3 protein-coding genes are annotated in these 3,713 nt (G+C 48.5%); 2 read left to right on the plus strand and 1 reads right to left on the minus strand.

Translation table 11 applies throughout. From position 1 onward, the window contains the following. Positions 1-724 precede the first annotated feature (724 nt). A complete protein-coding gene (locus tag O3C43_24970) occupies positions 725-1,930 on the plus strand; it encodes a DUF1343 domain-containing protein (GenBank protein ID MDA1069743.1) in 1,206 nt (401 codons plus the stop codon). Positions 1,931-1,937: 7 nt separating this feature from the next. Here O3C43_24970 and O3C43_24975 read toward each other — a convergent pair whose 3' ends face one another. After that, complete coding sequence (locus tag O3C43_24975; GenBank protein ID MDA1069744.1) at positions 1,938-2,951, minus strand: sterol desaturase family protein; 1,014 nt, start codon at positions 2,949-2,951, stop codon at positions 1,938-1,940. A gap of 154 nt (positions 2,952-3,105) precedes the next feature. On the opposite strand from O3C43_24975, the gene O3C43_24980 reads away from it, so the two are divergent. Continuing rightward, positions 3,106-3,510, plus strand: coding sequence for an NIPSNAP family protein (locus tag O3C43_24980; GenBank protein ID MDA1069745.1), 405 nt, complete (start codon positions 3,106-3,108; stop codon positions 3,508-3,510). The last annotated feature ends 203 nt before the right edge of the window (positions 3,511-3,713 follow it).

The following is a 3,713-nucleotide window of genomic DNA, read 5'->3' on the forward strand; positions in this document are numbered from 1 at the left end:
CATGCAGGAAAAATCCCAGCATGATCTAGGTATCCCATTCCAAATGCTCGTCAATCACCGTGCCAAATAAAAATACCGTGGTATAAAAACCAGGGAAGTTCAGTAAGTGTTTCATGATTCTAAACAAGCTGCTATTTGTAGTTGGAAACTCCCAGCTCTCAATTACGTATTAGGTGGTAGGAAGGTATGGAACCAAACACAAGACACTAAGATCACCCCCGGATCTCTTCGCCATCGGCAAGCACCGTCCTCGCCTGAGCCGCATCTTTCAACTGGATAAACCCAAACGTTTCAAACGCCTTCTATAGCGCACAAGTTAAGTGTTTTAAAAACAACGTGTTATGATAATTTAATTTCAAATCCTCACAAAAAATGAACTTAGAAAACGCGCTTTTGAAGGCTAAAACCGACATGCGCGAAGAGCTGCGTTCCAGCCCGCAACCCGCTTGGTCACGTAGTTATCTACGCTCCCGCTCGGGCTTTCAGTCTGCGCCTTGCTCTTCATCACATCTCGATTTTTTGAAACACTCGGGTAAATTCATCGCCACTCCAAAAACACCAACCCTACGTATCCTATTAATATGGACCAAACAGCCAGGTACGGCTCGCTCACATCGGTTACAGGTACACCGGTTGGTGAAGAAACGAAAACTTGTCCACTAACCACGGTAAGGGTAAAGATCGTGTGCTTTCAAGTTGGTGCAATATTTAATAAAGAGTAGCCATGCCAAAAGTAATTCCAGGAATCAATGTCGGGGCAGACACAGATTTCGCTTTTTTAAACGGCGCGAGAGTAGGTGTCCTTTCCAATCAAGCCTCGATAGACACACGAGGGAATCACCTGGTGGACCTTCTGATGAAAAGTCACTGCACAGTGAAGAAATTGTTTGCGGCAGAGCATGGATTCCTGGGCACAGCTCAAGACATGATTCCAATCGAGAGGGAAACAAGTGAGGCAACAGGAATTGAAATCATCAGCCTCTATGGAGACAGCATAGAAAGCCTGTATCCAGCGCCCGAAGACTTTCAGGATTTGGACATTCTCATTGTCGACCTACCCGACATCGGATCCCGATATTACACCTTCTCTCAAACGATGGCGTATTGTATGCGGGCTGCAGGTCAGGCTGGAGTGAAGGTCGTGGTACTGGACAGGCCGAATCCCATCGGTGGTCTTCAGATCGAAGGCTCAACCCTAACCAAAGCCTGTCGATCATTTTGCGGGATAGGTCCCATCGCAAATCGCCATGGAATGACCCTCGGTGAACTGGCAACCATGTTTCGTACCGGTTTCGGAGAAGGTGAAGCAACCCTGGAGCCGCACCTTTGCGAACTTGAGGTTATTCGAACCGTAGGTTGGAAACGATCACAGTATCTGGACAAAACAACGATCCCCTGGGTGAAACCTTCCCCGAATATGCCTTTTCTGGACACTGCGATTATCTATCCCGGAGCTTGTTTATTTGAAGCCACCAACCTTTCAGAAGGCAGAGGAACGGATCGACCTTTTGAGTGGATAGGCGCTCCCTGGATTGATTCCAATGCATGGATTGACGCCACCAAAAAGGTTGGTCTTCCAACAGCAGGAGTCGCCCTCTCGGTCGTGGATTTCACTCCGAAATTTCAAAAGCACGCAGGTAAACTCTGCCGCGGGATTCAGATCCAGGTGGAAGATCGCCAAACCTTCCAGCCTTACCGATTCGGCATGGCTCTGCTGATAGCTGCGGCACAAACTTTTCCCTGTAAGTTCGCATGGCGAAAAGAACCCTATGAATTTATCGATAAGGTTCCGGCAATTGATTTGCTGTATGGGGATTCGACATTGCGCATGGTATCGGAAGGCCGAAGCTCCATCGACGAGATAGTTAGGCAATTGACCCAGTTCGAATCCTGGTATCAAGCCTCCAGAACCGGTTACTTCCTTTACTAGGAGATAATCAAGCCGGTGGCTTGTTCCGGTACATACGCTTGCGTTGCTCTCTTACCCGCACGGTTGCCTCATCTGATCCATCGTGGTAAGAACCGAACCAGCGATCCCAAGGTGCGTCGACCGTGCCGTAGTTACATTCAAAAAACCGGTGATGCAACTGATGGTGGAAATCGGCTGAATCAACAATGGCTGTGTCTTTGACCAACAATTTCTCAAACCCCGAGTGGGAGAACGCTGGTCCCAGGCATCGGCCGTACAGGTGCACGAGCAGAATCACTGGATGCGATGGTATGACAAAATGTACCAGCGCCGAGGAAACATAGATAATCTGTTCGACAGGATGCATCGACATTCCAGACCAGGGTCCGATATGGATGTTTCGGTGGTGCAAACTGTGGACCCGTCTGTATAGCGGTGGCCAGTGCAGCAGCCGGTGAATCAGATAAAAGTGCGACGAGGTCAAAACTGGCAGGACGAGCAACCACAGTACAAAAACGACCGGGTGTGCGGCAAATGCGAAGCTTGGAATGACACCGTTGGCGAGGCCCCAAAGATAGAGCACTTCATAAGCCGACCAAACCGTGGCCCCACCGGCCAAGGACCAGAAGATGTTGTCCCAAACTTGATTGCGAAACGAAAATTTGCGGCTCTTATCCAACTCTTCACGGGCATCATACTTGAGTCGCTTGCCCTGAGCTCGGAAGGTGAAAAAATACAGGTGAAGTCCACCGGTTATCACCAGCATGAACAGCAAATTGCGAAAGAAGATAGGCCATATCCAATGCACAGACAGCGACTGCATATGCGACAGGTCCTGTAGGAAAAACCGGTAGACCAGCCAGGCCATCAACAGAAAGAGCACGTTCCGCGACACAGTCACCCAACGCTTGGTCAGTGCGACGAAGGAGGCTTTCGGATTAGGTGGCCAATCGAACAGCGGCGAAAAGGTCACTGGAGTCTTGTGGTTCCACGTTTCTCGCTCTTTCGAGTCGGTCTGTACTTTATCTGTTAATTCTGCCATAACTGGAAACTGTTTCCTCATTTTTCGATGAATCTGAAAGATGATGTGTTCTGATAAATCATCAATCCAGTTTCATTTGCAACGGGAAAAAGGGGGCTAGCAATATGGGTTCATCAGTGGTTAACTAAAACTTAAACTATATCATTATCACCCTATGAAATCTCTAAATCGTATCTTCTTACCTGTTGCGGTCATGCTTATCATGAGCCTCGGTCTCAACTCATTTGTATCCGCCGCCCACCACGAGGAACCCATCATCGAGGTGCGAGTTTATAAAATACCCGCTGGGAAAATGGATGAGTGGGAACGCTTCTTTCATGACAAATTGGTTGAGCCGCAGGAAAAGGCAGGCATCAAGATTGTGGCGGCCTATCGCACGTTGGAGGATGAGAACCTGTTTGTTTGGATGCGTCAGTATTCCAACAAAGCCAACATGGCGGCCGAACGGGCCGGCTTTTACGAAAGTGAGCACTGGCTCAACACGCTTCGCCCCGAACTCAGGGAAAAAGGACTTATCGAAAAAGTGGAAATCGTTTATACGGTTTCACCGAGTAAGTAACATCCGGTATTGTTGGCCGCTCTTTTGGCCCGCTACATTTTTCCATGCTTCATAGAGCCTCGTTGTAACCTCATAGTTTCAAACACCTGCAAAAGAGCACGATTTAAGAAGTTAATCAAAACCCTGTGGCAATAAGGCCTTGGCCGACAGCGAAGCGAACAACAACCACAGGGTATGAAAGGCTTAAAACATCCCACCAGATG

The organism is Verrucomicrobiota bacterium, from assembly GCA_027622555.1.
Lineage (GTDB): Bacteria > Verrucomicrobiota > Verrucomicrobiia > Opitutales > UBA2995 > UBA2995.

Bases quoted from the DNA above. Each gene is read 5' to 3' on its own strand.
- O3C43_24970 (MDA1069743.1), top strand. From the start codon at position 725: ATGCCAAAAGTAATTCCAGGAATCAATGTCGGGGCAGACACAGATTTC.
- O3C43_24975 (MDA1069744.1), bottom strand. From the start codon at position 2,951: ATGGCAGAATTAACAGATAAAGTACAGACCGACTCGAAAGAGCGAGAA.
- O3C43_24980 (MDA1069745.1), top strand. From the start codon at position 3,106: ATGAAATCTCTAAATCGTATCTTCTTACCTGTTGCGGTCATGCTTATC.